Below are 26,674 nucleotides of genomic sequence, written 5' to 3'. Positions count from 1 at the left end.
GTTCAGCTCCTCGCCACGAGTCCCGCCCAGAGTTCGGGGAACTCGGGCAGCGTCTTCGACGTACACGCTACGTCGCTGAGATGAACGCCCTCGACCGCCAGGCCGACAACCGCCGCGGCGTGCGCCATGCGGTGATCGGCGTACGTCTCGAACAGTGCCGGGCGCAGCGGGCCGGGCGTGATCTCCAACCCGTCGGGGTGCTCGACGACGTGGGCGCCGAGCTTGGTGAGCTCCCGGGCCAGCGCGGCGATCCGGTCGGTCTCGTGGCCCCGGATGTGCGCCACTCCCCGCAGGTGCGAGGGCCCGTCGGCCAGCGCGGCCAGCGCGGCGACCACCGGCGTCAGCTCGCTCACCTCGGACAGGTCGGCGCGCACACCGCGCACCGTGCCCGTCCCGCGTACGGTGAGCCCGTCGGCGTCCTGCTCGACCCGCCCGCCCAGCGCGGTGAGCAGCTCGGTGACCTGGCCGACCGGCTGCCAGCTCTCCCGGGGCCAGCCGGCGAGCGTGACCACGCCGCCGGTCACCAGGGCGGCCGCGAAGAACGGCGCCGCGCCGGACAGGTCGGGTTCGATGGTCCACGTCCGGCCGCGCAGCGCGCCCGGCTCGACCGCCCACACGTCCGGCACGCTGTCGTCCACGGCCGCTCCGGCGGCCCGGAGCATGTGGGTGGTCATCCGCAGATGCGGGGCGGAGGGCACCGGCGGACCCTCGTGCCGCAGCACCAGGCCCTTGGCGAAGCGGGGCGCCGACAACAGCAGGCCGGAGACGAACTGGCTGGAGGCGGAGGCGTCGATGACCGCCTCGCCGCCGTCGACCAGGCCCCGGCCGCGGACGGTCAGCGGCAGCCCGCCGGTGGGTGACGCGTCGAGGTCGGCGCCGAGGGCGCGCAGCGCGGCGACGATGGGGCCCAGCGGGCGGTTGCGGGCGTGCGGGTCGCCGTCGAACGTGACGGTGCCGTCGGCCAGCGTGGCGACGGGGGGCGCGAACCGCATCACCGTGCCGGCCAGGCCGACGTCGATGTGGGCGGGGCCGTGCAGCGGGCCGGGCTCGACCGTCCACGTCTCGTCGGAGGTCGTGTCCACGGTGGCGCCGAGGGCGCGCAGCGCGTCCGCCATCAGCGCCGTGTCGCGGGCGCGCAGCGGGCGCTCGATCCGCGAGGGCTCGGCGGCCAGGGCGCTGAGCACCAGCGCGCGGGCGGTCATGGACTTCGAGCCGGGCAGCCGGACGGTCGAGCGCACCGGGCCGGTGGCGATCGGGGCGACCCACGGGCGGGTCGCGGCGGCCGGGCCGGCGGGCGACGGGCTGGCGGTGGCCGACTGGCCGGGTTCATCAGTCACGGCCCCCATTGTGCCGGGGGCGGCCGACAGTTCCCCGGCGTGTTCCCGCCCCCCGGGACGGGGCGCGGCGGCGTACTGTCTGCCGCATGTGCGGCCGGTATGCGACGACACGCAGCGACGCTGATCTCAGCGCGCTGTTCGATGCCGCGAACGTGACCGCCGGGCTCGGCCCGAGCTGGAACGTCGCGCCCACCGACCCCGTGCCCGTGGTGCGGATGTCGCGACGCCACGGCGGCCGGGTGCTGGACACCGCGCGCTGGGGACTGGTCCCGCCCTGGGCGGCCGACCTGCGCGGTGGCGTCCGCATGATCAACGCGCGGGTGGAGACGGTCGCCACCTCGCCCGCGTTCGCACCCTCGTTCGCCCGGCGGCGCTGCCTGGTCCCCGCCGACGGGTGGTACGAGTGGGTCCGCACCGGCAATCAGCGGCAGGCGTACTACATGACCCCCGCCGACGGTTCCGCGCTGGCGTTCGCGGGCCTGTGGTCGGCGTGGGGTCCGGACTCGGTGCTCACCTGCACGGTGCTCACCACGGCGGCGCTGGGGTCCCTGGCCCGGGTGCACAACCGGATGCCGGTCGTACTGCGGCCCGAGCGCTGGGCGGCGTGGCTGGCCGGCGGGGATGGCGCCGAGGCGCTGGCGTCACCGTCCGATACATCGACGGATATCGAGGTAAGGGCCGTGCGGCCCGACGTCGGCAACGTCCGCAACAACGGGCCTGAGCTGGTCACACCCCCGTCCGAACCGGCCGAGGCAACCCTGTTCTGACCGTAGTCGGCTATCCGACGGTTACCGGTGAGTTGTTTACGGCATGTTACGCCGCGTCATGATCAGGCGTCGATTCACGAAGATTGTCCCATTCTGGCGACGGCCGTCTTGGCGAACTTAGTTACAGGACGCACAAGCCCCTTGTTCTGATCTTCATTCCTGCGATACAAACCACCGCCGGTGTGGTTACGAGTTCGCAGGGTGCGGACGTCGCGACCACGTTCACCGGGTCCCACGGGGGAGGTGGGCAGATGACTCGGGCACGGATGCCGCGTCCGCACGAGGTCGCCATCGCACGGCGCGACCTGAGACTGCTTCGGGCGATCGACGAACGACGGTCGGACGAGGCCTGGCGTATCCGCGGCGCATGCCGCAGCGTCGATCCGGAGGTGTTCTTTCCGGCGCCGAACGAGCCGTCCGACCGCGCGATCGCGCTCTGCGGTACGTGCGACGTCCAGGCGCCATGCCTGGCCCGGGCGCTGCAGGTGGGGGACTGCCACGGCGTGTGGGGCGGCACGACACCGCGCGAGCGCCGCGCCATGCTGGTGGCCTGGCGTGAGCGGGTCGGGCCTGACGGCGAGCCGATCGACGACGGCCCCGACGCCGAAGACCGACGCCTGCTCAGCCTCATCCCGGTCAGCCGCTGACACCTCATCCCGCAGGCCGGGGCTGCATCCCGCAGGCCGGGGCTGCTCGTCCGGATCTTGAAGACATCGGGTCCGGAGCTGACCGGAAGTCTGCGAACTTCGCGCGGGGATGCACTTCGCGCGCGGGGATGCAGATTCCGCGATCACCGCGGGCGACAATGACGTCGTGCGCAGCGACACCACCACCGGCGACTACACCGTCGAGACGCCACGCGGCCCGGCGGGCATCCGGGTCAGCGAACCGGAGGGCCCGCCGCTCGCCCTGCTGGTGCTCGGGCACGGCGCGGGCGGCGGAGTGGACGCCCCCGACCTGACCCGGGTGCACGACGCCGCGGTCGCGGCCGGGCTCCGCGTCGCCCTGGTCACCCAGCCGTACCGGATGGCGGGGCGGCGTGCCCCGGCGCCTGCGGCGCACCTCGACGAGGCGTGGACCGCGGCGGTCGGGCACCTCGCCACGCCCGGACTGCCGCTGATCTGCGGCGGCCGCTCCAGCGGCGCGCGGGTCGCCTGCCGTACGGCCGGGGAACTCGGCGCGGTGGGCGTGCTGGCGCTCGCGTTCCCGCTGCATCCGCCGGGGCGGCCGGAGCGCAGCCGCGCGGCGGAGTTGCCGCCCGAGATCCCCACACTGGTGGTGAACGGTGACCGGGATCCGTTCGGGGTGCCCGAACCGGTCGGCGCCGTGCGGGTGGTCGTCCGCCCCGGCGCCACGCATGATCTGCGCAAGGACCTCGCCGGGACGGCCGACGCCGTGCTCGGCTGGCTGCGCGAGCACCACTGGGCACGCTGACCCCGCCCGTCCCGGCAAATCGTGTGGTTAACGCGTACTTTTGTGCCGTTTGCCGTGGGCCAGTTTCATGATCATGCAGGTCAGGGCCCCGGTGAGTGGGAATGTGTGCAAGATGCAGGCGGTTGCAACACGCGGACAGCCGTTCGTCGGAAGGGGTTCAGGGTGCGTGCCGAAACCGGATGCGTCGAGCGCGACGGCGAGAAGCAGCGGCAGGTACGGGAGCTGTTGGCCGCCCCGAACTGGCCCGCGGTGCAGCCGCCGCTGACCCCCGCACCATCGGTGAGTGTCAGCACACCGGCGGTTTTGGGAACTCTGGACGGGGCACTACCCGTATCCTCGGCGGGGCGGCCGAGGGGAGACGGACGGGTGACGCCAGCAGAACGGACCGATGAGCGCCGCGCGCGATTCGAGCGCGACGCGCTGCCTTTCGTCGACCAGTTGTACGCCGCGGCCCTGCGGATGACCCGCAACCCGGCCGACGCCGAGGACCTGGTGCAGGAGACCTTTCTGAAGGCGTTCTCCGCGTTCCACCAGTTCGAGGAGGGCACCAACCTCAAGGCGTGGCTGTACCGCATCCTCACCAACACCTACATCAACTCGTACCGGCGTAAGCAGCGGCAGCCCGTGCAGGCGCCGACGGACGAGATCACCGACTGGCAGCTCGCCGCCAGCGAGTCGCACACCTCCGCGGGTCTGCGCTCGGCCGAGACCGAGGCGCTGGACCGCCTGCCGGACAGCGACATCAAGGACGCGCTGCAGGCGCTGCCGGAGGACTTCCGCCTCGCCGTGTACCTCGCCGATGTCGAGGGCTTCTCGTACAAGGAGATCGCCGACATCATGGGTACGCCGATCGGGACGGTGATGTCCCGCCTGCACCGTGGCCGTCGCAACCTGCGCAAGCTGCTGGAGCAGTACGCCGCGGACCGGGGCATCACGCGCGGCACGGACGCGCCGGCCCGGCAGGAGGCATGAGCGACGTGAACGGCGAAGAGCAGAAGCCGGACTGCGGTGCCGTCCTCAGCGAGGTCTACCTCTACCTCGACCTGGAGTGCAGCGAGGAACGCCGGACCCTGATCAAGAAGCACCTCGACGACTGCACGCACTGCCTGCACGAGTACGGCATCGAACACGAGGTGAAGGCGCTGGTCGCCCGGTGCTGCGGCGACGAGGTGGCGCCGCGCGAGCTGCGCGAGCGGCTCCGGATCAGGCTGAACGAGCTGGTCATCGAGGTGGAGACCCGCGAGTTCCTGCCCTGACAATCGGGGAAAACAGACGCGGGAGGGCCGGCAGCGGTGCGCTGCCGGCCCTCCCGTCGTATCGCGGCCAGGCTCAGGAGTTGGGGCGCTTGCCGTGGTTGGCGGAGCTCTTCTTCCGGGCCTTCTTCTTGCGGGCCTTCTTGGCCATGTCGGCCTCCTCTTCGTGGCAGGTCGTCGCGCCTGATCGTAGTCGTCCGGTCCGGCCGGTCTGCTGGCGGCGGCCCGGCGGCCGGGCCGCCCGGATTCCCCCATCAAGGGCTCGTGATTGGATAATCTCCACCCGACAGCGTCGACGAGGAGGAATCACCATGGCCGACGAGATCCGTGCCGAGATGGTGGCCAATGTGTGGAAGGTCGTGGCCGCCGCCGGCGCCGAGGTCGCCGAGGGTGACACGCTGGTGATCCTCGAGTCGATGAAGATGGAGATCCCGGTGCTGGCCGAGTCGGACGGTACGGTGGCTCAGCTCGCGGTCAACGAGGGCGACGTCGTCCAGGAGGGCGACCTCATCGCGGTGATCGAGTAAGCCGGGCGCTGAGCCAGCCCCACAGCCGCCGTCCCGGACGGCGGCCGCGCTGGCGCGGGATGGCGGCCAGCGCGCTCTCCTCGGCGCGCACCACCGCCGTGGCGAGCTCCTCCGCGGCGGGGCCGAGCGCGGGGGTCGCGAGCGCCAGTTGCGCCACCGACCAGGCGATGCCGGTCGGTTCCGTCGTGGCGGGGGTGGCCACCACCTCGGCCAGGGTCCGCCCCGCCAGGTCGGCCACGTCCGCCCGCGCGGTCGGCTCCACCCATGCGTACGTGACGAGGGCGAACAGTGCCGCCTCGGTGATCGCGTCCGTGCCGCCCGCGGCCAGTTCCACCAGCAACCGTCGCCGCCGGGATCCCGGCCACGGCTCGTCCGCGCCGTGGTGCAGCAGGCCCAGGCAGGCCCAGACGTAGACGCAGCGGGTCCAGCGGGCGGGATCGTGCTCGGCCAGGGCCCGGCCGACCTCCGTGTCGGGTGCGGCCGGCGGGTGGGCGATGAGGGCCAGCAGTTCCTGCGGCTCGACCAGCAGCAGCCCGACAGCGGCGTCGTACGCGGCGGGCGGGTGTGGCCACAACGGGTGCGCCACCCGCTGCAGCCGCTGCACCGCCGTGGCCGAGGGCCGGGGGACGGCGTGCCGGGCCACCGTGGGGTAGGCGGCCGAGGGCCGGGGCGCCGGTGGACGCGAGACCGTGGGGAAGCGGCGCCGCGGGTCGGGGCCTGAGTCCGGGGCGGCCGGGACCCGGCTCAGCCACGGCACGTCCTGGCAGCATTCGGCGAGGTCGGTGTGCTCGTGGGTGTCGTCCGGGTGGTAGCGCTGGAAGTCGGCGAGCCGGACGAGGTGCTCCACGTCCCCGTCGGCCTGGTAGCGCAGCCGGTGACCGGTGTGCACCGCGCAGTCGAAGTCGGGGTCGCGGGCCAGCGCCCGGTCCACCCAGGCGAGGGCCTCGTCGAGCCGGCCCTGGGCGGCGAGGGTGCCGGCGATGTCCGCGTACACGGAGAGGTCGTCGGGGTCGTGCACGACCGCGCGGCGCAGCGCGTCGAGGGCCTCGGGCAGCCGGCCGGCGCTGCGGTACGCGTACCCGAGCCAGATCTCGCCCAGTTTGGACGGCCTCGCCCGGACGCCGCGGGCGGCCCAGTCGACGGCGAGCGCGGCGTCGCCGATCCGGCGCGCCAGCGCCGATCCGGCGCCGAGCAGCAGGTGGTGGGTGGGCTGGGCGGCGATCGCGTGCCGGACCACCGTCAGGTACGGCAGCAGGGCTGCGCGGTCCTGCTCGGGGGCGGGGTCGCCGACCGCGGTGCACAGCCGCATGACCATGCGGGCCAGCATGTCCGGATCGATGCGGGCGCCCAGGGAGGGCTCGCTGACCCAGGGCACGCCCGCCCAGTCCATGCCGGGGGTGTGCCCGCTGGCGGCGGCCAGCAGGGGCAGGCCGTCCTCGGGGCGCCCGGCGGCGGCCAGCAGGTGGGCGCGGGCGACGACCGTGCCGACGAACGCGTGCTGCCCGAGCGGGAACAGCTCCAGGCCGCCGTCCGCACGCGCGGCCAGGCGGCTGAGCAACTCGTGGGTTTCCGGCAGGGTGGGTGCCTGCGCGATGGCACCGGCGAGGTGATCGGCCGCGTGGTGCATCTCGCCGCGGTCGAGGGCCGCGCGGGCCTGTTCAAGGTCGCGGTCGGCGGAGCTTCGGGGGTCTTCCATGGTGCTGCGCCAACCTTTCGCCGTCGCGCGGCATGCGCCACGACGCGAGCCTAGGCGACGGCGATCGATATGTCAGGCCGGGATCTGCGCATTGTTGCGCGAAACATTGTGCTTGCTCGCTCTTTCGTGCAAGACTGCGCACGAAACGCGCGGGACCGTGCATAGGGGAGGGCTTTTCAGTGACGCAGCGAGGCCAGGGCATGGCGGCCGACATCGCGGAGCAGCCGGCGGGGATGGCCCGCCTGCTCGACCGCGAAAACGCCGCCGCGATCGCGGCCGTGGGGGCCCGGGTGGCCGCGCGCCGGCCCCGCCATGTGATCTTCGTCGGCCGGGGCACCTCCGACCACGCCGCCCTGTACGGCGCGTACCTCACCGAGATCCGGCTCGGCCTCCCCGTCGGCCTCGCCTCGCCCAGCGCGATCACCCTCTACGGCGCCCGGCCCGACCTCTCCGACGCCCTCGTCGTCGGCGTCAGCCAGAGCGGCGGCTCGCCCGACCTCGCCGGTGTGCTCACGGTCGCCCGGCAGTCCGGTGCGCTGACCCTCGCGGTCACCAACAACCCCGACTCGCCCCTGGTCGCCGCCGCCGAGCTGGCCATCGACATCGCCGCCGGCCACGAACGCGCGGTGGCCGCCACCAAGACCTACACCGCCGAACTGCTCGCCCTGCTCCTGCTGGTCGAGGGCGTCCGGGCGGGCGACGGGGTGCTGCCGGCCGACGAGCGCGCCGCCCTGGAGAAGCTGCCGCAGCTCGCCGAGGAGGTGCTGGCCGACAACGCCGCCGACGCGCTCGCCCAGCGCTACCGCTTCGCGTCCCGCCTGGTCGCCACCGGCCGGGGGTACGCGTACCCGACGGCCCGGGAGACCGCGCTCAAGCTGATGGAGACGTCGTACCTGCCGGCGCTCGCCTTCTCCGGCGCCGACCTGCTGCACGGCCCGCTGGCCATGGCCGACCCGGACGTGCCGGTGCTGGCCGTGGTCGGCGACGGTCCGGGCGGCCAGGCCATGCGGGACGTGGTCAACCGGCTCGGCGAGCGCCGCGCCGACGTGGTCACCGTCGGCCCGGCGGACGTGCCCGGCGCCGCCGGCCGGCTCGCCGTCCCCGCGGTCGACGAGCGCTACGCGCCGCTGCTCGACATCCTGCCGCTGCAGAAGCTGGCCCTGGCCCTGGCGCTGGCCCGTGGTGAGGACCCGGACGCCCCGCGCGGCCTGAACAAGGTCACCACGACGTTGTAGAAACGGGCATGGCAGGCTTGATCCGTGTCCACCCTGCGTGACCTCGCCGAGGAGCACACCGACCTCCGCCCCGGCGACATCGATCACCTGCACCGCCTGGCCGGCGACTGGCAACTGCTGTCCGACCTGTCCTTCGCCGACCTGCTGCTCTGGGTGCCGGTCCGGCCCCCGGACACCCGGCCCCGGTCGTTCCTGTGCGTCGCCCAGGTACGGCCGACCACCGCGCCGACGGCGTACCAGGACGACCAGGTGGGCAGGATCGTCGGCGGGCCCGAGGTGGCGCACCTGGACATCGCGTACGCGCAGGCCCGGATCTGGCGCGAGGGAGACCCCGTCTGGTACGGCGACACCCCCGCCCGCCACGAGGCCATCCCGGTGCGCATCCGGGGCGAGGAGGAGCACGGCGAGGTCGTCGCGGTGATCGGCCGCGACACCAACCTGTCCACCGCGCGTACCCCCAGCCAGCTCGAACTGAACTACCTGACCACGGCCGACGACCTGGCGCAGATGGTGGCCGATGGGACCTTCCCACCGCCCCGGCACCCCGGCGAGACCACCTCCGCGCCCCGCGTCGGCGACGGGCTGATCCGCCTCGACGCCTCCGGCAAGGTCACCTACGCCAGCCCGAACGCGCAGTCGGCGTACCGGCGGCTCGGGTTCAGCGCGCACCTGGTCGGCGAGGAACTGGCCGAACTGACCCGGCGGCTGGCCGCGGACCCGCTGGAGGGCACGGACACCGCCGAGCGGATGCTGGCCGCGCTGCGCGGCGAACATCCGGCGCGCAAGGAGTTCGAGGCGCGCGGCGCGACCGTACTCATGCGCGCCCTGCCGCTGATGCCCGCCGGGGTGCCGATCGGCTCACTGGTGCTGGTCCGCGACGTCACCGAGGTACGCCGCCGCGACCGCGCGCTGATGACCAAGGACGCCACCATCCGGGAGATCCACCACCGGGTCAAGAACAACCTGCAGACCGTGGCCGCCCTGCTGCGCCTGCAGGCCCGCCGGGTGGACAACTCCGAGGCCCGGATGGCGCTGCAGGAATCCGTACGCCGGGTCGCCTCCATCGCCCTGGTGCACGAGACGCTGTCGATGTCCAGCGACGAGGCGGTCGAGTTCGACGGCATCGTGGACCGGGTGGCCAGCGCCGCCACCGAGGTCGCGGCGACCGAGAGCGCGGTGACGATGCGCCGCGAGGGCACCTTCGGGGTGCTGCCCGCCGAGATCGCCACCTCCCTCGTGATGGTCCTCAACGAGCTGCTCATCAACGCGGTGGAACACGGCTTCCCGGGCGGCGAGGACGGGGAGGCGCCGGTGCTCCCCGAAGGTCCCGGCGAGGTGGTCGTGGCCGCGCACCGCTTCCGCCAGCAGCTGCACGTCACCGTGGCGGACAACGGTCGCGGCCTGCCCGAGGGGTTCCGGGCCGACGCCAGCGGGCGGCTCGGCCTGCAGATCGTCCGGGCGCTGGCCACCGGCGAGCTGCGCGGCAGCATCGAATTGCGCAACCGGGCCGGCGGCGGCACCGAGGCAGTGCTGGTCGTGCCGCTCGGCAAGCGCTGAGCATCGTCCGCGCGGTTCGCGGCCGCGTCAGCGCCGAGCATCGTCCGCGCGGTTCGCGGCCGCGTCAGCGCCGAGCCGGACGCGGCCGGGGCAGCATCAGCGCCACGGTGAAGCCGTCGAAGCGCCAGCGCTCGGCGACCCGGTAGCGGGCGGTGACGGCGTCGCGTACGCCCTCGGATAGCTGATCGGTCGTCCCCGCGCGGCGGCCCGTCGCCAGGTCGTCGGCGCTCACCACCCACAGGCGGCGCGTGCCCGCCAGGCAGTCGGCCGGCACGTCGCACTCGGTGGGCCACAGCGACGCGTTGCGCACCGCGTCGGACTGCAACAGCACGTCGCGTGGCCCGGCACCGCGCAGGTAGTAGCGCATCGCCATGTCGGTGAACTGCCAGCCCTGCCGATGCGCGTAGACGACGCCGTCGCCCGGCACCGACCAGGCACCCAGCAGCCCCGCGACGGACCGGTAGTCCAGGCCCGAGTGCCACTTCCGCAGGTCGTTCTGCGCGGGCAGGCCGACGAGGGCGAGCACCAGCACGACCGCCAGCGCCGCCGGCAACCGCAACCCGGCCAGCGCCCGCCCCGCCAGCACGCACAGCAGCGGGACCATGAAGACCAGGTACCGGCCGACGAACATCGGCGCGACGAGCTGATCGGCGGCGAACAGCAGTGCGTACGGCAGGAGCACGCAGAGCCAGAGCAACCGGCTCCAGCGTTCACCGGAGTCTGGTGTGCCGCGCCGGGGCAGCGCGAACACCGCCAGGGCGCACAGCGCACCGCCGACCAGGCCGGAGATGAAGATCGAGGTGGGCACTTCGGCGAGCGCGTCCGGTGTCGCCCGGGGCAGCCAGTTCAGTTGTGCCTCGCGCTGCGGCGCACCGAGCAGCGCGAGTGGCAGCACACCGGCGCACCCGGCCGCCGCGGACCCGGCCCACCACAGCAGGCGCATCCGGTCGTGGCGGGTGGTCAGCACCGCCACCGCGACCACGTGCCCGGCCAGCAGCAGCACACCCACCGGGTGCGACCAGCCCAGCAGCAACACGCACCCGGCGTACGCCGCCCAGCGCCACCACCGGGGTCGGGCGAGCGCCGCGACCAGGGCGAGAGTGGCGAGAGTGGCGAACAGGGCCGCCAGCGCGTACCCGCGAGCCTCCTGGGCGTACCGGGACACCACCGGCAGCGTGGCCACGAGCAGGCCCGCGAGCAGGGCGGCCCGGTGGCCGTACAGGCGGCGGGCCAGCAGGGCGGTGGCCGCCGCGGTGGCCGTCATGGCCAGCATCGAGGGCATCCGCAGGGCCGTCACCGAGTCGCCGAACCAGCCGACCCAGTAGTGCAGGAACAGGTAGTACGGCAGCATGACCGCGTCGATCGTGTGTCCCAGAGCGACGATCTGCGGCACGGTTCGTACGGCGACGTCCCAGCTGGCGAACTCGTCACGCCACGGCGGTGCCTCGCCCGCCCGGAACCACACCACGAGCGCGGTGACGATCGTCGGCACCACCCAGCTGAGCACTCCGATCAGCGCCCGGCGCGGGTCCACCTTCGATGCCGGACGCCCCGGCGCCGCCGCCTCCGGCGACCCACCGGGTCGGGTGGCGGTGGTGGGCTCGGCGACGGCGGTGGCTACGGGCGGGGTGGTGGCCTTCGCCGGGGTGATGGTCCTGGGCGCCGGGGCCGTGGTGGGTGAGGTGGCATCCGACCGGGTCGGAGCCTTGGGCGAGCTGGACTGAGACCGGGTGGCAGCCCCGGGCGAGGTGGCCTTGGTGCTGGTCGTGGCCTCGGGCGAGGTGGCCTTGGCGCTGGTCGTGGCCTCGGGCGAGGTGGCCTTGGCGCTGGTCGTGGCCTCGGGCGAGGTGGCCTTTGAGCTGGTCGTGGCTTTGGAGGGGGCGGCCTTCGAGCTGGTGGCGGCCTTGGGCGACGCGGCTTTTGACCCGGCTCGAGCCTTGGGCGAGGTGGCCTTGGGTGAGGCGGCCTTTGATCGAGCGGCGGCCTTGGGTGACGCGGCCTTGGACCCGGCTCGGGCCTTGGACGAGGGGGCCTTGGGTGAGGCGGCCGTTGATCGAGTGGGGGTCTTGGGCGAAGTGGCCTTGGACCCGGCGGCGGGCTCTTCTGGCGCGGCTTCCTCCGGGGCGGCCTTTGGCGGGGCGGCGGCTTTTGGGGGCGCGGCTTTTGGTGGAGCGGCCCTGGACTGGGCGGGGGCCTTTGCCCGAGTGGCCTTCGCGGGGGTGGCCTTGGTGCGGGGCCGGGCCTTTGGTGCCCCGGCCGTGTCCGTGGGGGCGTCCGACGACGGTGGCGTGGCGGCCTCGGTGGGGCGGTCGCCGGACGTGGTCGTCATCAGGACAGGATTCCAAACGGCTGAGTCCTCGTGTGGCCCGGCACGACATTCGGTGCCGGTGGTGTGCCAGGACACCCTCCCGGATTCTGGACCGGACTGGCCCACAAGAGGCGCGCATGAGAGGCTGTCCGCATGACCGCTGCAGTTGACCGCCGCTTCGTGGCCCGTCGCCACGTCGACTACGGCCGCGTCCGCAGCGCGATGTGTCCGGCTTCCTGACGCCGCCCGATCGCTGATTTCGGGCGCGCCCGACGCGCCGGCCTTCTCCAGACATCGATGTCGCGAGCCCCTCGGGGTGGCCGTCCGCCATCGGCGTGCCCTCGAAGACCCGGAGGACCGCCGACATGGCGCTCGACAGCATCACCGCTGCGAAGCCCGCCGCCCGCCCCCGCAAGGCGCGCGGCGAGGGCCAGTGGGCGCTCGGACACCGTGAGCCGCTGAACCCGAACGAGCGGATCAAGAAGGACGACAACCCGCTCAACGTCCGCGCTCGCATCGAGAACATCTACGCGCACCAGGGCTTCGCCTCGATCGACCCGCAGGACCTGCGCGGCCGGTTCCGCTGGTGGGGCCTGTACACCCAGCGCAAGGCGGGCATCGACGGCGGTCGTACCGCCGTGCTGGAGCCGCACGAGCTCGAGGACGAGTACTTCATGCTCCGCGTGCGCATCGACGGCGGCCAGCTCAACCTGGCCCAGCTGCGCACGATCGCGGGCATCGCCACCGAGTTCGCCCGCGACTCGGCCGACATCACCGACCGGCAGAACATCCAGTTGCACTGGATCAGGGTCGAGGACGTGCCGGAGATCTGGCGCCGGCTGGAGGCGGTCGGCCTGCAGACCACCGAGGCGTGCGGCGACTGCCCGCGCATCGTGCTGGGCAGCCCGGTCGCCGGGGTGGCCGTGGACGAGGTGATCGACCCGACCCCGGCGATCGACCAGATCATCGAGCGCTTCGTCGGCGACCCGAAGTACTCGAACCTGCCGCGCAAGTTCAAGTCGTCGATCTCCTGGCTGGTGGACACGCCGTACGAGACGAACGACATCGCGTTCATCGGGGTGGAGCACCCGGTGCACGGGCCCGGCTTCGACCTGTGGGTCGGCGGGGGACTGTCCACCAACCCGCGGCTGGCCGAGCGGCTGGGCGCCTGGGTGCCGCTGGAGGAGGTGCCGGACGTCTGGGAGGGCGTGGTCGGCATCTTCCGCGACTACGGCTACCGGCGGCTGCGCAACCGGGCCCGGCTGAAGTTCCTGCTGGCCGACTGGGGTGTGGAGAAGTTCCGCGAGGTGCTGGAGAAGGAGTACCTGGGCCGGGCGCTGGTGGACGGGCCCGAGCCGGACCTGCCCGCCAAGCCGGTCGACCACATCGGCGTGCACAAGCAGGTCGACGGCCGTAACTACGTGGGCGCGGCCCCGGTCGTGGGGCGTTCCTCGGGTACCCAACTCGCCCGGCTCGCCGACGTGGCGCAGGCGCACGGGTCCGACCGGGTGCGGCTCACCCCGTACCAGAAGCTGTTGGTTTTGGATGTCGCCGACGACCAGGTCGAGTCGCTGGTCGCGGGCCTGCGCGGGATCGGCCTGGAGGCCAGGCCGTCGGCCTGGCGGCGCGGCACGATGGCCTGCACCGGCATCGAGTACTGCAAGCTGGCCATCGTCGAGACCAAGGCCCGCGGCGAGGAGCTGGTCGCCAAGCTGGAGGAGCGGCTGCGCGAGTTCGACGCGGACATCTCCATCCACATCAACGGCTGCCCGAACGCCTGCGCCCGCACCCAGGTCGCCGACATCGGTCTCAAGGGCCAGCTCGTCATGAACGAGCGGGGCGAGCAGGTCGAGGGCTTCCAGATCCACCTCGGTGGCGGCCTCGGCATGGCGCAGGGCCAGACCGCCGGCTTCGGCCGCAAGCTGCGCGGCCTCAAGGCCACGGCAGAGGAGCTTCCCGCGTACGTGGAACGGATCGCCCGGCACTACCTGGCCGGACGGGCCGACGGGGAGTCGTTCGCGAGCTGGGTCGTGCGCGCCGACGAGGAGTTGCTCAAGTGAGCGACGCCCGGTCGACACCCCTCTACTGCCCCTACTGCGGGGACGAGGACCTGTACCCGCACGAGGCATCGCACGGCGCGTGGGAGTGCCACTCCTGCGCGCGTGTCTTCACGGTCAAGTTCAACGGGCTGCTCGCCGCGCGCCTGAAGGGTGTGGCGAGCGACGACGACGCTGTCGAGGGAGCTAACCGATGACTGTCGTGACCGCCACCGGCCTGGGCCTGGTGTCCCTGGGAGGATCCGCGCCGGCCGACCCGACCCGCCGTACCCCGGCCGAGCTGGAGGCCCTGGCCCGCGACGCGGCGTCGGCGCTGGAGGGCAGGCCGGCCGAGGAGATCGCCCGGTGGGCCACCGACACGTTCGGTGCGCGGTTCTGTGTGACCAGCTCGATGGCCGACGCCGTGGTGGCGCACCTGTTCTCCCGGGTCACCCCCGGCGTGGACGTCGTCTTCCTCGACACCGGCCTGCACTTTCCGGAGACGCTGAAGGTGCGCGACACGGTCGCGCGCACGATGAACGTCAACGTGCGTTCGATCCGGCCGCAGCTCACGGTGGGGCAGCAGGACGGCGAGCTCGGGCCCCGGCTGTTCGCCCGCAACCCGGACGAGTGCTGCTTCCTGCGCAAGGTCGAGCCGCTGGAGCGGGCCCTGGTGGACTACGACGCCTGGGCCACGGGCCTGCGCCGCGACGAGTCGCCGACCCGGGCCAACACGCCGGTCGTGACGTTCGACGCGCGCAAGGGCAAGGTCAAGGTCAATCCGATCGCGGCGTGGCGCCAGGCCGACGTGGACCGCTACATCGCCCGCTGGAACGTGCCGGTCAACGAGCTCTTCAAGAAGGGGTACGGCTCGATCGGCTGCTGGCCGTGCACCAGCCGTACGAAGGCCGGGGAGGACCCGCGCGCGGGCCGCTGGGCGATGTTCGAGAAGACCGAATGCGGCCTGCACGTCTGACTCCGGCGGTTACCGGCTTCGCGGTGCCCGACGGTTCCGCTCGGCCGGGCGTGGTGCTGGCCGCGCACGGCAGCCGTGACCCCCGGGCGGCGGCCGCGACGCGGGCGCTGAGCCGGGCGGTGGCGCGCCTGCGGCCGGACTGGGACGTGCGTGCCGCGTACCTCGACCACAGCCTGCCCCGGCCCGCCACGGCGCTCGCCGGGGTGGCGGCGGCCGGGGGTGAGCGAGCGGTGCTGGTGCCGCTGCTGCTGACGGCGGCGTACCACGGGCGGGTCGACGTGCCCGCCGAGGTCGCCGCCGCGCGGGCGGACGGGCTGAGCCTGGAGGTGGCTGTCGCCGAAGTGCTGGGGCCGGTCGCCGGGGCGGTCCCGCCGTTGCTGCTGGACGGGCTGGTGCGGCGCCTGCCGGGGGGCCCGTCGACGGCCGGGGGCCTGGTCCGGCGGGCTGATGGCCTGGTCCGGCGGGCTGATGGCCTGGACGTGGTGGTGCTGGCGGCGGCGGGCACCCGCGACGCCGCCGCGCGGGAGACGGTGGAGCAGGTGGCCGCGGCGCTGGGGGAGCGGCTGGGCCTGCCGTGCGGGGTCGCGTACGCGTCGGCGTCCCCGCCGGCCGCCGGTGAGGCCGTGGCGCGCCTGCGGGCGGCCGGGGCGCGCCGGGTCGGCGTGGCCTCGTACTTCCTGGCGCCGGGGCGGTTGTACGACGCCGCGGTGCGGTCCGCGCGTTCGGCCGGGGCGGTGGCCGTGGCGGAGCCGCTCACGGATGCGCCGGAGCTGGCCGAGCTGGTGGTGGCGCGGGCCGCCGAGGCGGCGGCCGGGCTCGCGGTGGCCGTCGCCGCGTGACGCGGCCGCCCGGCACAGCGCCGAGTTGATCCGGGACGTCGGGCGATCGGGTCGGGAACGCCTGCGACGGAAGACACACCCTCAGTGGCAGTGCTAATCGTCTCAGTAACGATTGGCCGCAATTTCGAGATCATTTCGCGAACGGGGCTTGACCTGATTCGCGGGCTGCGCCGCCATTGCGCGCGGTAATCAACCCGAAACAGCACGACGCCCCGGGCCGGAACGGCTCGGGGCGTGAAATGCGGTGGTGCGGGGGATGGCTCAGGCGGTGGGAGCGCCGACCCGGAGGCCGCCGCGACGCTTGACGGCGCGCCGCTCGTCTTCGCTCATACCGCCCCATACGCCGGCGTCCTGACCGGACTCCAGTGCCCAGGAGAGGCATTCCGAGGTCACGGGGCACCGCCGGCACACGGCCTTGGCCTGCTCGACCTGCAGAAGCGCGGGGCCGGAAGTCCCGATCGGGAAGAACAGCTCCGGGTCCTCGTCGCGGCAGATCGCATCGTGGCGCCAGTCCATGGCGGCAACACTCCTTGTTTCCGGATGGGGTAGTAAACGTAGTGCTGACTTACCTATTTGCATACGCATGGCGAACCGACGGGCTGCATCCGTTCGATCACCAGTGCGTGAGCAAGCTATTTCGTTACACAGAGCCGTTCCGGGCTTCTCGATTAGGAACGTGCACGGGCGGCATCCGGTTACTTCTTATCGCTTGTGAATGCTTTCACGAACTAGCGCGATGTCAAGGGTAGCGCTCGGAAAATCTCCCAGCGGGTGAGCTAGCTCACGACCCCTTTGTCCGGTTCTGGGGGTTCCTCCAGTCCCGGCTGACGACCGCTCCCATCAATGTAGTACCGTGCCGCGCCGCGCGCGGACGTTTTCCCTGTGTTTCTGAATACGGATCGTGAGGCTCCTTCCCTCCCGCTTACCCGGTACTCAGCAGACCACACGCAGCGCTTCGGGAACGGACACGAAGTGCACCTTCTGGCGCTCGCCCAGGTAGTCGCCGTCCAGATGGAACGGTTGGGGCCGGGTGGTGACGACGGTCATCTCCGCCTGGTCGTGCAGCCGGAGCACCTGGCGCCCGTGCGGAGTGCCCGCGCGGCGGGCCAGTTGCGTCACTGTCCGTGTTGTGCTGGAGACACCTAGCTGTCGTAGGGCCAGCACGTCAAGTCCCAGATCGAAGGATGCGTCCGGATTCGGGTTCACTGCGCGATCGCCGACGTATGTCCACGGCGCGGTGTTCTGCACGATGACAGTGCTCAGTCCCGATTCCGTCTCTTCTCCCGGGCGTTCCACGGACAGGGCCGGATTCTTCCGGTCGTCGCCACGGAAGAACTGCCCGATGGTCGCGCGAACGTACAGTGCGGGCGTCGAAGTGCGACCCCGTAAGCGGGCCTGTTCGACCGTGCGCACCACTGCCGCATCCAGTCCCATTCCGGCGCAGAACGTGAAGTAACGGTCATCTGCCCGGCCCAGTCCGACCAGCCGGTGCCGGCCGTCGCGCAGCCCGTCCAGGATCACGCTGGTGGCGTCCGCCCAGTCGCGCGGCAGACCGAGCGCGCGGGCGAAGACATTCGTCGACCCGCCCGGCACCACCGCGAGCGCGGGCAGCCGGTGCGCCGGGCTCCCCGCCTGCTCCTCCTCCACCGCGTCCGCGGTGAGCAGGCCGTTGACCGCCTCGTTCACGGTGCCGTCGCCGCCGAGGGTGACCACGACGTCCACCCCGTCGTCGGCCGCGGCGCGGGCCAGCGCCATCGCGTGTCCACGCCGCAACGTGTACTCGACGGTTAGGTCCACCTCGCTGCGCAGTGCCCGGACCAGCACGTCCCGGCTGCGCTCACTCGTCGTGGTGGCCTTTGGGTTAACCACCAGTAGGGCACGCATGCGCGGCACTGTACCCGCCGAGCGGCGCGCGGTCAGTCCTCGATTATTGCGGCCGGTAGGGTGCAGCCGTGACCGCGCCGCCGCCCCCGCGTACCGCCCTGCCCGCCACCCTCGCGGGAGCGGTCGGCGTGCTCGGGCTGGAGGCCGGTGGGCTGGCCGTGCTCACCGCGTACCTCATCGTGCTGGACGTCACCGCGGACAAGCAGAGCGTGACCGTCGCGATCGCGTTGACCGCGTTCGCCGCGCTCGGCGCGGCCGCGCTCGGCCTGCTGGCCCGCGCCCTGTTCCGGCGCTCGGCCCGGGCCCGGGGGCCCGCCGTGGTCGTGCAACTCTTCCTGCTGGCGACCGGCGGCTTCCTGATCCAGACCGGGCCCGCCTGGCTCGGGGTGCTCCTGCTTCTGCTGGCCGTGGCCACGATTGTCCTCATCGTGCTGCCGCCCAGCACCAGGGCGCTCGGACTGGATTGATACTCGTCTCGCCGGATCTTGGATCTTCGCACCCCCGAAGGGCCTACGCTGGGACGGGCCGAGGCAAATCGAAGCGACAGCGCTTCGGGGGTGATGACCAGTGACCGGATCGACGGTGCGCCCACCGGCGTACCAGATGCTCGCCGACGAGCTCCGCACCGAGATCACCTCCGGCCGTCTGCGGCCGGGGGAACGTCTACCGCCCGAACCGGAGCTGTGCATCCGCTCGGGCGTCAGCCGCAGCACGGTCCGCGAGGCGCTGCGGCTGCTGGCCAGCCAGCACCTCATCATCACCACCCGGGGCGTGACCGGCGGCAGCTTCGTGGCGCACCCGGACGCCGCGCAGATCTGCGAGGGCCTCACCACCGGGCTCACCCTGCTCACCAACTCCGCGACGGTGGGCTTCACGGACGTACTGGAGTTGCGCACCGCGCTGGAGGTGCCCGCGGCGGCGATGGCGGCACACCGCCGCACCGACACCGACGTGGCGTTCCTGCGCGCCGCGATGTTCGACCCGGCCGGAGACGACGACGCCCGCATGTGCGGCGCCGCCGCCGCGTTCCACGCCGCGGTCTGCAAGGCCACCCGCAACCCGCTGTTCGAGCTGGTCACCCGGCCGGTGTACGACGCGTCCTGCGGCGACGACGTGATCCGCGACCTGCCCGAGGGCTACTGGGCCGAGGTCGACCGGGACCACCGGGAGCTGCTGGCCCGGATCCTGGCGCGCGACCCGGACGGGGCCGCCACGGCCGCCCGTATCCATCTCGAACACGTCGCCGAGGCGAACCGCCGCTCGCTCGAGCTGAACGGCGACCACCAGCGGACGCCGGCCACCAGCGTGCAGAGTGCCTAGCCGGCCCGGTGGTCGGCCCGCCGGATGGCTAGCTGCCCGAGCGGCGGGTGACCAGGCGGATCATGGCGCGCCGCCCGTCCGCCTCCGCTGACGCGGCGGTGGTGAGGGCGGTCAGCACCTTCCACGCGAAGGAGGACTCGGCCGGCAGGCGCGCGCCCCGCACGGTCGAGACGGACACCTCGACCGTCAGCGCGTCCTCGGTCACCGCGAAACGGCAGGCCAGCTCCGCGCCCCGGGTGGCGATCGCCAGCAGCATCGCGCACGCCTCATCGACCGCGATGCGCAGATCCTCGATCTCGTCCAGCGCGAAGTGCAACCGCGCCGCGAGCCCCGCGGTGGCCGTCCGGAGCACGCTCAGAAAGCCGCCATCGGCGGGCACCGTGAGCAGCACGACGTCATCTTCCGTCGCCGGCTCGGGCTGTGTCGTCGTCGCGTGAGTCACCGCACCCCATCCTCCCAATGGAGGAGACTCTAGCCGCTGCCGGTGGAGGCCCGGGAGGCCCGTTCAGCGAGCAGGTGCAGCGGCTCGCCCGCGAGGCGGTACGGCAACCAGTCGGCGGTGACGGTGGCGCCGATCGCGGCGTAGAACCCGGCGGCCGGATTCCAGTCCAGCATCACCCACTCCAGGCGGCGGTAACCGCGTTCCACGCAGATCGCGGCGAGCGCGGCCAGCAGCGCCGTGCCCGCGCCGGAGCCGCGCGCGCCGGGGCGGACATACAGGTCCTCCAGGTGGATGCCGTAAGTCCCCTCCCAGGTGGAGAAGTTGCGGAACCACAGGGCGAAGCCGACCGGGAGGTCGTCGGCGTCGACCGCGACGTGGCCGAACAGTGCGGGGGCGGGGGCGAACAGGGCCGCACCCAGCTGCTCCGCGGTCAGGTGGCACTGGTCGGCGGCGCGTTCGAAGTCGGCGAGTTCGTGCACCATCGCGACGACGGCCGGCACGTCATCGGGACGCGCCGGCCGTACGGTGACGTCGTGGGTCACGCCTGCTTGGTCTCCCAGAAAATCTTGGAGATCTCCTCGATCTTGCCCAGGAGCTGCTCGGCGACCGCCGGGTCCATCGACCCCTTGGTGCCGGAGGCGCCGGCCAGCTTGGTGGCCTCGTTGAACAGCTGGTGCAGCTGCGGGTACTTCTCGAAGTGCGGTGCCTTGAAGTAGTCGGTCCACAGCACCCAGAGGTGGTGCTTGACCAGCTCGGAGCGCTGCTCCTTGATGCCGATCGCGCGGGTGCGGAACTCCGGGTCGGTGTTGGCCTGGTACTTCTCGGCGATCGCCTTGATCGACTCGGCCTCGATGCGGGCCTGTGCCGGGTCGTAGACGCCACACGGCAGGTCGCAGTGCGCGCTGACCAGGGTGCGCGGCGTGAGAATGCGCGGAAGTCGCATCAGGACCCCTCCATACGTTTGCGATGATCCGTGTCTGACCCTACCCCTTACACCTCCGGCCACACGCGACGCGGGACTTGATGCCATGAGCTTGCAACTGCCGCTGTTCGCCGTACTTGTGCGGGGTCCTTCCATGGTGCCCACCCTGCGCGACGGCGACGCCCTGCTGGTGCGGCGCGGCGGCCGCGTGCGCCCCGGCGACGTGGTGGTCGCGCGCTTCCGGTCCCGGCCGGACCTGCTGGTCGTCAAGCGCGCGGTCGAGGCCCGCGACCAGGGCTGGTGGGTACACGGCGACAACGAGTTCGTTGCGGACGACTCGCGGGCGTTCGGAGTGGCAGATGTCATCGGACGGGTCGTGTTTCGCTACTGGCCGCGACCGGGGTGGCTAAGTTAATCTTGGCTGACCGCAGCACACCGAAGTCTTGCGGCCCTTATGAGCATTACCGCTCAAGTGTTGTGTCTAGCGACCTCGTTCCGGGTGACCCCCGCATCGCAGGTCGGCCGGCGCCCACTCGCGCCCAGGCCGGCTGGCAAATCGACCTTCCGATGCGCCCTGGAGTCCCCGTGTCTATTTTCAGCTTTGAAACCGACCCTGCCCTGGCCAGCGACCCGGTCTTCGACCTGCACCGGCGCGGCAAGATGGCCATCTCCTGCACCGTCCCGCTGAACAGCCGCGACGACCTGTCGAAGGCGTACACCCCCGGCGTTGCCCGGGTGTGCGAGGCGATCGCCGAGACCCCCGAACTGGCCGCCGACTACACCTGGTCCGGCAACGTCGTCGCCGTGGTCACCGACGGCTCCGCCGTGCTGGGCCTGGGCAACATCGGCCCGAAGGCCGCCATGCCGGTCATGGAGGGCAAGGCGGTGCTGTTCAAGCAGTTCGGCGGCGTCGACGCGGTGCCGATCTGCCTGGACACCCAGGACACCGAGGCGATCGTCGCCACGGTCAAGGCGCTCGGGCCCTCGTTCGGCGGCATCAACCTGGAGGACATCAGCGCCCCCCGGTGCTTCGAGATCGAGCGGCGCCTCGACGAGGCCCTGGACATCCCCGTCTTCCACGACGACCAGCACGGCACCGCCGTCGTCGTGCTCGCCGCGCTGCGCAACGCGGTCACCGTGCTCGGGCGGCGCTTCGCCGACCTGCGCGTCGTCATCAGCGGCGCGGGCGCGGCCGGGGTCGCGATCACCAACACGCTCATCGCGGCCGGGGTCCCCGGCGCCAACATGATCATCTGCGACTCGCGCGGCATCATCCACGCCGACCGCCCCGGCCTCACGGCCGAGAAGGCGGAGCTGGCCGCGAACACCAACGTCTCCATGCGTACGGGTGGGATGCGCGAGGCGCTGATCGGCGCGGACGTGCTGATCGGGGTGTCCGGCGGGGCGATCGACGAGGAGGCGCTGGCCGGCATGGCCCCGGGCGGGATCATCTTCGCCCTGGCCAACCCGACTCCCGAGGTTCACCCGTCGATCGCCGCCAAGTACGCGGCCATCGTCGCGACCGGGCGCAGCGACTTCCCCAACCAGATCAACAACGTGCTGGCGTTCCCCGGGATCTTCCGGGGTGCCCTGGACTGCCGCGCCACGACGATCACGGACCGGATGAAGGTGGCCGCCGCCGAGGCGATCGCCGAGGTCGTCGGCGAGGATCTGCGGCCCGACACGATCGTGCCGTCGCCGCTCGATCCGCGCGTGGCCCCGGCCGTGGCGGCCGCGGTGGCGCGGGCTGCCGAGCTGGACGGCGTGGCCCGCTGCGTCGCGGCTCCGGCCACTCTGGCCGCGGCTCCCGTCCCGGCCTGACGTTCCGTCTATCCGTCCCGCCTGACGTTCCGTCTACGCGTCCCGCCTGACGTTCCGTCTACCCGTCCCGGCCTGACGTTCCGTCTACAAGCCGGCGGCCTTATGGCCGCCGGCTTGTGCGGCTTTGGCCGGTTTGATGCTCTGCCGGGTGGGATGCCTTCAGATCTTGGAGAGTGCGGGTTCGGAGCTGACCTGAACTCCACAATTTCGGGCTGCCGAGGGTGGGCGAGGCGTCGCTGGGACGACGAATCGGCCACATGGGACACCGTGGGTGGAGAGCGGGCCAGTAGGCTCGCGTCATGCGTGCCGCCTACGCCTCCGTGACCAAGCCCGACGACCCCCTGGCCGCACTTGCGGTCGGTGACCAGCCCGAGCCGTCACCACCCGAGGGCTGGGTGACCGTGGAGGTGCGCGCCAGCTCCCTGAACCACCACGACCTCTTCTCCCTGCGCGGGGTCGGCCTGCCCGCCGACCGGCTGCCGATGATCCTGGGCTGCGACGCCGCCGGGATCGACCCGGACGGCAACGAGGTCGTCGTCTACCCGGTGGTGCCCGATCCGCCCGACCCACGCGGGTTCTCGCTGCTGTCCGAGCGTCATCCCGGCACGCTGGCCGAGCGGGTGGCCGTACCGGTGGAGAATCTGCTGCCCAAGCCGGCGGGGCTGTCGTTCCTGGACGCGGCGTGCCTGCCGACGGCGTGGCTGACGGCGTACCACATGCTGGTGACCCGGGGCCGGGTGGCGGACGCCGAGGCGGTGCTCGTGCAGGGCGCCGGCGGCGGCGTCGCCACGGCTGCCGTCGTGCTGGCCTCCGCGCTCGGCAAGCGGGTGTACGCCACCAGCCGGGACGCCGCCAAGCGGGAGCGGATCGCCGCCCTGGGCGCCACCGCGGTCGAGCCCGGAGCCCGGCTGCCCGAACGGGTCGGCGTGGTCATCGAGTCCGTGGGCGCGCCGACCTTCGAGCACTCGCTGAAGTGTGCCGAGCCGCAGGCGCGGATCGTGGTCTGCGGTGCGACCGGCGGGCATCTCGCCACCGTGGACCTGCGCCGGGTGTTCGCCATGCGCCTGGAGATCCTCGGCAGCACCATGGGCAGCCGTGACGAGCTGGCCAGCCTTCTCGACCTGGTGGTCCAGCGCAACATCCGCCCGGTGATCGACTCGACGTACGGCTTCAGCGCGGTGGCGGACGCGTTCGCCCACCTGCACTCGGGTGACGTGTTCGGCAAGGTCGCGATCGACCACCTGCACTGATTGCCCCGCCCGGCCACCTGCGGCCGACCCTCGAAGAGGGTGGGAGGAAGGTGGAGGGTGCCGCTGTCGAGGGCGAGGGCGGCCCGGCTCAGCCCGGCGCTTGCGCGGTGCCGCGACGAACCGGCGGGTGCGTTACGGGCGGTCCTCGAAGGGGCGGTGGAACCCGCCCTCCCGACGGCTGGACGGCGGCGCGGTGCCCTCAGGAACCTTCTCCGTGGCCGGGAAGCTGCTGGCGGGCAGCCGCCATCGGGTCCCCTCCTCGTGGGTCAGCGCCCAGCGCAGAAAGTCCGTGACGATGACGTTCATCTGCTTCCAGCCGTAGCGGCCGGGCAGCATGTAGCCGGCGTGGTGGGCGCGGGGGATCAGCACGTACGACTTCGGCCACGGCACGGCGTCGAACGCGGCCCGCCCGTGTGCGAGCGGGACCACGTGGTCCGAGTCGCCCTGCAGGAACAGCATCGGAGCCGGGCGCCCGGCGAACGCGCCGGGCGCCCGCCACCCGGCGATGACCACACCCGCACGGAGCCACCGTGGATGTCCCGCGGTGAACAGGCCGGTCGTCGTGTACCCGCCCGCCGAGTGCCCCACGGCGGCGACCCGGTCCCGGTCGATCCGGCCGTACAGCGGGTCGTCGGGTCGGCGGTCGAGGCGGCGGATCTCCTTGAGGACGTAGCGGGCGTCGGCGGGCTGGTGCACGATGTCGGACCGGCGGAAGCGTGGGGCGCCCGCGCAGGTGTGCGGGAACGCGGGCACCGCGACGACGAACCCGGCCGCCGCCCAGGTCGCCGCGGCGGGGGCGTACCGCTCGGGGGTGCCGGCGAGGCCGTGACTGAACAGCACCAGCGGGAATCGGCCCGGCGCCGGAGTGGCCAGCGGCTGGCCGGGCAGCGCGGTGGCGGGCGCACCGGGCAGCGTCGCGGGACAGGGCTCGCGCGACGCTGGTGCGGCGGCCGCCGCCGAGGCCGGCGCGATGTCGGAGCTGGCCGCCTTGGCCGTACTGGGCGCGCTGGGCACGGCAGCAGTGCTGGGGCTCGGGCTGGGGCTGGACCGGGTGGCAGGCGCGGACCCCGAGCTGGACGCGCTGGGCCCGGACCCCGAGGCGGACGCGGCGGGACCGGGCGCGTGGGATCCGGCGGTGGGGCCGGGCGGGTTGGTCAGCGCGTTGGCGACGGTGGCCGGGCGGCGTCGGGAGGTGGACGCGGCGGGAGGGCTGGAGGTGCGGAGCGCAATCGCTACGGTGCGTGCCGCCGGGGTGGGCGCGGGCCCGGCGGTGAGCGTGGCCGGCACGGTCACGGCTGCGGGGACGAGGCGCGGCGGGCCGGACGCCGGGTAGAACAGCAGGGTGCGCAGCGGGCGGTCAGCGCCACGGGACAGCACCAAGGTCCGCACGCCGACCGCGTACCGGGGCGCGTTCGGCGCTGAGCTCGGCGCCGTGGAGTGGGGTCCGGGAGGGCGTTCGGCGGCGTGTGGCCGGGTCAGGCGGGGCACCGATCGTTCCGCGGCCCAGGCGACGGCCGGCACGGCGAGCACCATGACGATAGCCGTCCGGAAGATCCGTTTTGTTCCCACGTCTCGACCGTAGGCGGGAGTCGTCCACCGAGGAGTGATTTCCGGCGATGCGGGATGTTCTCGCTGGCAGACGTCGCGTCGATCACCGCCCGCGGGGTGTTGCCGGGATGCGCCGCTTCGCTATTGTCCTGCCCATGCCTGACAACTCCGTCGACCCCAGCGGCAACACCGAGGCTTTCCGCGCCTTCACTCAGAACACCACCCCGGAGGAGCCGGCGGCTTCCAAGGTTCCACTCATCGTGGGTGGCATCGTGGTGGCGGTCCTGCTGGTGGCGCTGATCGTCTGGCTGGCCGCCTGACCCTTCGGCTCAGCGCGCTGATCCGTCACGCACGCCGGACGCTACGGAGCGTGCCGGAGGCTACGGAGAGCGGCGGGACGCTATGGAGAGCGCCGGAGGCTACGGAGAGCGCGCCGGGTGTGACGGAGCGCGCCGGCCCTTGGCGGGTGCAGGGCCGGCGGCTCGTCGGGTGTACCGGCTCGTCGGTGTACCGGTCAGCGGCGGAACAACTGGCCGCGTACCGCGCCGCCAGGGAACTCCGCGGTGTGCAGGTTGGCGTAGAACCCGGACGGCTTCTGCTTGATCCGGCGGAGGATCTTCGAGTCCAGGCCGACCACCGTGCCGGAGACCGCGATGATCGTGCTGGGCATCGCGGTGGTGAACAGCGGCACGACGACGGGGCCGTTCACGCCGGCCTTGCCCTCATGGATGTGGCCCAGCGTGGGTCGGACACCGACCCAGGCGAACGAGTAGTCGACGCGGGCGTTCCCGCGCGGCTGGATGAAGCTCACCGCGCGGCCGGTCGGGTCGCCGACCGCGGGGCCGCCGGGGGTGGGTACCTCCTGGTCGCCGGAGAGGAACGCCTTCAGGGTGCCGCCGCGCAGCAGGCCGAGCACATCCGCCGACCCGCGCAGACTGTGCAGCTGCCCACGGACCGCGCCACCGGGGAACTCGGCGGTGTGCAGGTTCAGATAGAACTCGGCGGGCCGGCGGCGGATCGCGTCGGCGATGGCCGAATCGCTGACCGTGGTGACCCCGGCCGCGGCGTTCACCGTCGCGGGCATCGCGCTGGTGAACAGGGGGACCTTCACGTCACCGTTGACGCCGGCCTTGCCCTGGTGGATGTGGCCGAGGGTCGGCGCGCCGATCTTCTTCCAGCGGAACGCGAACGTCACACGGTTTCCCTGCACCCGTACCAGGCCGGTGGCCTGGCCGTCGTAGTCGCCGACGGCGGGTCCGCCGGGGACCGGTACCTCGTTGCGTCCGTTCAGCGTGGCCGCGAAGTACTGCGGCCGCTCGTGGGAGCGGCGTACGCCGTCGGCGCGGCTGCCGGTCGACGTCGGTGCCGTGACGGGCATCGCCGCATGGTTCATGCCGGCCATCGAGTGGGTGCCCGGTGTGGTCGGTGCGCCGGGGGCGGCGGAAGCGGGCGGCGCTGCCGGGGCCAGCACGAGTCCGCAGACAGTCAGCGCGAGCGCTGATACGGCGACGGGCATTTTCAT

General features: G+C 72.7%; 29 protein-coding genes. 18 read left to right on the top strand and 11 right to left on the bottom strand.

Annotation, left to right across the window (positions count from 1 at the left end; genetic code table 11):
* Positions 1 to 2 precede the first annotated feature (2 nt).
* Positions 3 to 1,337 carry a 3-phosphoshikimate 1-carboxyvinyltransferase gene (gene aroA / locus EV385_RS08990; RefSeq protein WP_242624786.1) on the bottom strand — a complete coding sequence of 445 codons (1,335 nt, stop codon included), beginning with the start codon at positions 1,335 to 1,337 and terminating at the stop codon, positions 3 to 5.
* 86 nt (positions 1,338 to 1,423) lie between these two features.
* Here aroA and EV385_RS08985 point away from each other — a divergent pair, with 86 nt between their 5' ends.
* The 5 genes from EV385_RS08985 to rsrA all read left to right on the top strand — a co-directional run bounded on the left by EV385_RS08985 (position 1,424) and on the right by rsrA (position 4,794).
* Complete coding sequence (locus EV385_RS08985) at positions 1,424 to 2,104, top strand: SOS response-associated peptidase (RefSeq protein WP_130509053.1); 681 nt, start codon at positions 1,424 to 1,426, stop codon at positions 2,102 to 2,104.
* Positions 2,105 to 2,355: 251 nt separating this feature from the next.
* Positions 2,356 to 2,751, top strand: coding sequence for a WhiB family transcriptional regulator (locus EV385_RS08980; RefSeq protein WP_130509052.1), 396 nt, complete (start codon positions 2,356 to 2,358; stop codon positions 2,749 to 2,751).
* A 166-nt stretch (positions 2,752 to 2,917) separates the two neighbouring features.
* A complete protein-coding gene (locus tag EV385_RS08975; RefSeq protein WP_130509051.1) occupies positions 2,918 to 3,538 on the top strand; it encodes an alpha/beta hydrolase family protein in 621 nt (206 codons plus the stop codon).
* Between the two features lie 162 nt (positions 3,539 to 3,700).
* The gene (locus tag EV385_RS08970) at positions 3,701 to 4,510 is read left to right on the top strand and encodes a sigma-70 family RNA polymerase sigma factor (protein ID WP_130509050.1); all 810 of its coding nucleotides are present in this window, start codon (positions 3,701 to 3,703) and stop codon (positions 4,508 to 4,510) included.
* Entirely contained in the window at positions 4,507 to 4,794 is a 288-nt protein-coding gene (rsrA, locus tag EV385_RS08965; RefSeq protein WP_130509049.1) for a mycothiol system anti-sigma-R factor, read from the top strand. Before EV385_RS08970 ends, rsrA begins: the two co-directional genes overlap by 4 nt.
* Before the next feature lie 73 nt (positions 4,795 to 4,867).
* On the opposite strand, the gene EV385_RS36080 is transcribed toward rsrA, so the two are convergent.
* Positions 4,868 to 4,942, bottom strand: coding sequence for a 50S ribosomal protein bL37 (locus EV385_RS36080; protein WP_369752275.1), 75 nt, complete (start codon positions 4,940 to 4,942; stop codon positions 4,868 to 4,870).
* A gap of 154 nt (positions 4,943 to 5,096) precedes the next feature.
* Between EV385_RS36080 and EV385_RS08955 the strand changes: the two genes are divergently transcribed.
* The gene (locus EV385_RS08955; protein WP_207230076.1) at positions 5,097 to 5,318 is read left to right on the top strand and encodes a biotin/lipoyl-binding carrier protein; all 222 of its coding nucleotides are present in this window, start codon (positions 5,097 to 5,099) and stop codon (positions 5,316 to 5,318) included.
* On the opposite strand, the gene EV385_RS08950 is transcribed toward EV385_RS08955, so the two are convergent.
* On the bottom strand, positions 5,299 to 7,014 hold the full coding sequence (locus tag EV385_RS08950; protein WP_130509046.1) for a tetratricopeptide repeat protein: 1,716 nt from the start codon (positions 7,012 to 7,014) through the stop codon (positions 5,299 to 5,301). The two genes, EV385_RS08955 and EV385_RS08950, sit on opposite strands and share 20 nt — an antisense overlap.
* Positions 7,015 to 7,214: 200 nt before the next feature.
* Here EV385_RS08950 and EV385_RS08945 point away from each other — a divergent pair, with 200 nt between their 5' ends.
* Both EV385_RS08945 and EV385_RS08940 read left to right on the top strand, forming a co-directional pair.
* Positions 7,215 to 8,249, top strand: a complete 1,035-nt coding sequence (locus tag EV385_RS08945) for an SIS domain-containing protein (RefSeq protein WP_130513174.1) — start codon at positions 7,215 to 7,217, stop codon at positions 8,247 to 8,249.
* 24 nt (positions 8,250 to 8,273) lie between these two features.
* Entirely contained in the window at positions 8,274 to 9,806 is a 1,533-nt protein-coding gene (locus tag EV385_RS08940; RefSeq protein WP_130509045.1) for a sensor histidine kinase, read from the top strand.
* A gap of 64 nt (positions 9,807 to 9,870) precedes the next feature.
* On the opposite strand, the gene EV385_RS35635 is transcribed toward EV385_RS08940, so the two are convergent.
* Positions 9,871 to 12,135 (bottom strand): glycosyltransferase family 39 protein, encoded by a 2,265-nt coding sequence (locus EV385_RS35635; RefSeq protein WP_130509044.1) that lies wholly within the window; start codon positions 12,133 to 12,135, stop codon positions 9,871 to 9,873.
* A gap of 344 nt (positions 12,136 to 12,479) precedes the next feature.
* Here EV385_RS35635 and EV385_RS08930 point away from each other — a divergent pair, with 344 nt between their 5' ends.
* From EV385_RS08930 to EV385_RS08915, 4 genes are read left to right on the top strand one after another with little or no spacing between them, the layout of a single operon-like run.
* Positions 12,480 to 14,174 carry a nitrite/sulfite reductase gene (locus EV385_RS08930; protein ID WP_130509043.1) on the top strand — a complete coding sequence of 565 codons (1,695 nt, stop codon included), beginning with the start codon at positions 12,480 to 12,482 and terminating at the stop codon, positions 14,172 to 14,174.
* Complete coding sequence (locus EV385_RS08925) at positions 14,171 to 14,368, top strand: IS1 family transposase (RefSeq protein ID WP_130509042.1); 198 nt, start codon at positions 14,171 to 14,173, stop codon at positions 14,366 to 14,368. Before EV385_RS08930 ends, EV385_RS08925 begins: the two co-directional genes overlap by 4 nt.
* Positions 14,365 to 15,126 (top strand): phosphoadenylyl-sulfate reductase, encoded by a 762-nt coding sequence (locus EV385_RS08920; protein WP_130509041.1) that lies wholly within the window; start codon positions 14,365 to 14,367, stop codon positions 15,124 to 15,126. The genes EV385_RS08925 and EV385_RS08920 overlap by 4 nt, the downstream gene beginning before the upstream one ends.
* Positions 15,108 to 15,965 (top strand): sirohydrochlorin chelatase, encoded by an 858-nt coding sequence (locus tag EV385_RS08915; RefSeq protein WP_130509040.1) that lies wholly within the window; start codon positions 15,108 to 15,110, stop codon positions 15,963 to 15,965. Before EV385_RS08920 ends, EV385_RS08915 begins: the two co-directional genes overlap by 19 nt.
* A gap of 261 nt (positions 15,966 to 16,226) precedes the next feature.
* Here the strand turns inward: EV385_RS08915 and EV385_RS08910 are convergent, their stop codons facing one another.
* Positions 16,227 to 16,481: a WhiB family transcriptional regulator gene (locus tag EV385_RS08910; RefSeq protein ID WP_020513708.1), complete on the bottom strand. Its 255-nt coding sequence runs from the start codon at positions 16,479 to 16,481 to the stop codon at positions 16,227 to 16,229.
* Between the two features lie 417 nt (positions 16,482 to 16,898).
* On the bottom strand, positions 16,899 to 17,849 hold the full coding sequence (locus EV385_RS08905; RefSeq protein WP_130509039.1) for a diacylglycerol/lipid kinase family protein: 951 nt from the start codon (positions 17,847 to 17,849) through the stop codon (positions 16,899 to 16,901).
* Positions 17,850 to 17,917: 68 nt separating this feature from the next.
* Between EV385_RS08905 and EV385_RS08900 the strand changes: the two genes are divergently transcribed.
* Together EV385_RS08900 and EV385_RS08895 are read left to right on the top strand one after the other, a co-directional pair.
* Positions 17,918 to 18,316 (top strand): hypothetical protein, encoded by a 399-nt coding sequence (locus EV385_RS08900; protein ID WP_242624785.1) that lies wholly within the window; start codon positions 17,918 to 17,920, stop codon positions 18,314 to 18,316.
* Between the two features lie 100 nt (positions 18,317 to 18,416).
* Complete coding sequence (locus tag EV385_RS08895; protein WP_130509038.1) at positions 18,417 to 19,169, top strand: FadR/GntR family transcriptional regulator; 753 nt, start codon at positions 18,417 to 18,419, stop codon at positions 19,167 to 19,169.
* Positions 19,170 to 19,197: 28 nt separating this feature from the next.
* Here the strand turns inward: EV385_RS08895 and EV385_RS08890 are convergent, their stop codons facing one another.
* Genes EV385_RS08890 through sodN form a run of 3 tightly spaced genes read right to left on the bottom strand, consistent with a single transcriptional unit; the run spans position 19,198 to position 20,554 of the window.
* Complete coding sequence (locus tag EV385_RS08890) at positions 19,198 to 19,611, bottom strand: ATP-binding protein (RefSeq protein WP_130509037.1); 414 nt, start codon at positions 19,609 to 19,611, stop codon at positions 19,198 to 19,200.
* A gap of 29 nt (positions 19,612 to 19,640) precedes the next feature.
* The gene (locus EV385_RS08885; RefSeq protein ID WP_130513172.1) at positions 19,641 to 20,093 is read right to left on the bottom strand and encodes a GNAT family N-acetyltransferase; all 453 of its coding nucleotides are present in this window, start codon (positions 20,091 to 20,093) and stop codon (positions 19,641 to 19,643) included.
* A gap of 56 nt (positions 20,094 to 20,149) precedes the next feature.
* Positions 20,150 to 20,554 (bottom strand): superoxide dismutase, Ni, encoded by a 405-nt coding sequence (gene sodN / locus EV385_RS08880; protein WP_130509036.1) that lies wholly within the window; start codon positions 20,552 to 20,554, stop codon positions 20,150 to 20,152.
* An 85-nt stretch (positions 20,555 to 20,639) separates the two neighbouring features.
* On the opposite strand from sodN, the gene EV385_RS08875 reads away from it, so the two are divergent.
* The 3 genes from EV385_RS08875 to EV385_RS08865 all read left to right on the top strand — a co-directional run bounded on the left by EV385_RS08875 (position 20,640) and on the right by EV385_RS08865 (position 23,604).
* Complete coding sequence (locus EV385_RS08875; protein ID WP_130509035.1) at positions 20,640 to 20,948, top strand: S26 family signal peptidase; 309 nt, start codon at positions 20,640 to 20,642, stop codon at positions 20,946 to 20,948.
* A gap of 152 nt (positions 20,949 to 21,100) precedes the next feature.
* On the top strand, positions 21,101 to 22,354 hold the full coding sequence (locus EV385_RS08870; protein WP_130509034.1) for an NAD(P)-dependent malic enzyme: 1,254 nt from the start codon (positions 21,101 to 21,103) through the stop codon (positions 22,352 to 22,354).
* Between the two features lie 299 nt (positions 22,355 to 22,653).
* The gene (locus EV385_RS08865; protein WP_130509033.1) at positions 22,654 to 23,604 is read left to right on the top strand and encodes a zinc-binding dehydrogenase; all 951 of its coding nucleotides are present in this window, start codon (positions 22,654 to 22,656) and stop codon (positions 23,602 to 23,604) included.
* Between the two features lie 132 nt (positions 23,605 to 23,736).
* Here EV385_RS08865 and EV385_RS33810 read toward each other — a convergent pair whose 3' ends face one another.
* Entirely contained in the window at positions 23,737 to 25,173 is a 1,437-nt protein-coding gene (locus EV385_RS33810; protein ID WP_165449424.1) for an alpha/beta hydrolase family protein, read from the bottom strand.
* A gap of 134 nt (positions 25,174 to 25,307) precedes the next feature.
* Between EV385_RS33810 and EV385_RS33805 the strand changes: the two genes are divergently transcribed.
* Positions 25,308 to 25,472, top strand: coding sequence for a hypothetical protein (locus tag EV385_RS33805; RefSeq protein ID WP_165449423.1), 165 nt, complete (start codon positions 25,308 to 25,310; stop codon positions 25,470 to 25,472).
* A gap of 194 nt (positions 25,473 to 25,666) precedes the next feature.
* Here the strand turns inward: EV385_RS33805 and EV385_RS08850 are convergent, their stop codons facing one another.
* Positions 25,667 to 26,674: a CHRD domain-containing protein gene (locus EV385_RS08850; RefSeq protein ID WP_130509030.1), complete on the bottom strand. Its 1,008-nt coding sequence runs from the start codon at positions 26,672 to 26,674 to the stop codon at positions 25,667 to 25,669.

The sequence above is a fragment of the Krasilnikovia cinnamomea genome (genome assembly GCF_004217545.1).
Lineage (GTDB): Bacteria > Actinomycetota > Actinomycetes > Mycobacteriales > Micromonosporaceae > Actinoplanes > Actinoplanes cinnamomeus.
Note: the sequence above shows the minus strand (reverse complement) of the source record. Positions and strands in the feature narration are given on the sequence as shown.

Coding starts and splice junctions, on each gene's coding strand:
- EV385_RS08980 (WP_130509052.1), top strand. CDS start 2,356: ATGACTCGGGCACGGATGCCGCGTCCGCACGAGGTCGCCATCGCACGG.
- EV385_RS08885 (WP_130513172.1), bottom strand. CDS start 20,093: ATGGTGCACGAACTCGCCGACTTCGAACGCGCCGCCGACCAGTGCCAC.
- rsrA (WP_130509049.1), top strand. CDS start 4,507: ATGAGCGACGTGAACGGCGAAGAGCAGAAGCCGGACTGCGGTGCCGTC.
- sodN (WP_130509036.1), bottom strand. CDS start 20,554: ATGCGACTTCCGCGCATTCTCACGCCGCGCACCCTGGTCAGCGCGCAC.
- EV385_RS08950 (WP_130509046.1), bottom strand. CDS start 7,014: ATGGAAGACCCCCGAAGCTCCGCCGACCGCGACCTTGAACAGGCCCGC.
- EV385_RS08920 (WP_130509041.1), top strand. CDS start 14,365: ATGACTGTCGTGACCGCCACCGGCCTGGGCCTGGTGTCCCTGGGAGGA.
- EV385_RS08865 (WP_130509033.1), top strand. CDS start 22,654: ATGCGTGCCGCCTACGCCTCCGTGACCAAGCCCGACGACCCCCTGGCC.
- EV385_RS35635 (WP_130509044.1), bottom strand. CDS start 12,135: ATGACGACCACGTCCGGCGACCGCCCCACCGAGGCCGCCACGCCACCG.
- EV385_RS08910 (WP_020513708.1), bottom strand. CDS start 16,481: ATGGACTGGCGCCACGATGCGATCTGCCGCGACGAGGACCCGGAGCTG.
- EV385_RS08930 (WP_130509043.1), top strand. CDS start 12,480: ATGGCGCTCGACAGCATCACCGCTGCGAAGCCCGCCGCCCGCCCCCGC.
- EV385_RS08870 (WP_130509034.1), top strand. CDS start 21,101: ATGCGCCCTGGAGTCCCCGTGTCTATTTTCAGCTTTGAAACCGACCCT.
- EV385_RS33805 (WP_165449423.1), top strand. CDS start 25,308: ATGCCTGACAACTCCGTCGACCCCAGCGGCAACACCGAGGCTTTCCGC.
- EV385_RS08945 (WP_130513174.1), top strand. CDS start 7,215: ATGGCGGCCGACATCGCGGAGCAGCCGGCGGGGATGGCCCGCCTGCTC.
- EV385_RS08985 (WP_130509053.1), top strand. CDS start 1,424: ATGTGCGGCCGGTATGCGACGACACGCAGCGACGCTGATCTCAGCGCG.
- EV385_RS08850 (WP_130509030.1), bottom strand. CDS start 26,674: ATGAAAATGCCCGTCGCCGTATCAGCGCTCGCGCTGACTGTCTGCGGA.
- EV385_RS08915 (WP_130509040.1), top strand. CDS start 15,108: ATGCGGCCTGCACGTCTGACTCCGGCGGTTACCGGCTTCGCGGTGCCC.
- EV385_RS08905 (WP_130509039.1), bottom strand. CDS start 17,849: ATGCGTGCCCTACTGGTGGTTAACCCAAAGGCCACCACGACGAGTGAG.
- EV385_RS08875 (WP_130509035.1), top strand. CDS start 20,640: ATGAGCTTGCAACTGCCGCTGTTCGCCGTACTTGTGCGGGGTCCTTCC.